Annotated in this window: 1 pseudogene; it reads left to right on the plus strand. The window is 34.5% G+C overall.

Going from position 1 to position 258, the window contains the following annotated elements:
* Positions 1-119 precede the first annotated feature (119 nt).
* Positions 120-258: pseudogene (locus SB756_RS32120) on the plus strand (alanine dehydrogenase); the annotation flags it as partial.

The raw sequence follows: 258 nt of genomic DNA on the forward strand, positions 1-258 counted from the left end.
GTTTATTTTTATTATTTAGATAATAACACTAGCTTGGCATTTAAAAAAGGTGAGACACACTGGCTTGTCATGAATATAATAGTGAAAAATTTCAATCCGTTCTTAATAAGGCAAATGTTATGATTATTGGTGTACCTAAAGAAATCAAAAACCATGAATACCGCGTAGGTATGGTTCCTGCTAGTGTTCGTGAATTAGTTAATCACGGCCACCAAGTGGTTGTAGAAACGAATGCAGGTATGGGTATTGGTTTTACAG

Origin of the sequence: Pseudomonas sp. SIMBA_068 (assembly GCF_046534705.1) — a bacterium.
In the GTDB taxonomy this organism is placed as follows: domain Bacteria; phylum Pseudomonadota; class Gammaproteobacteria; order Pseudomonadales; family Pseudomonadaceae; genus Aquipseudomonas; species Aquipseudomonas putida.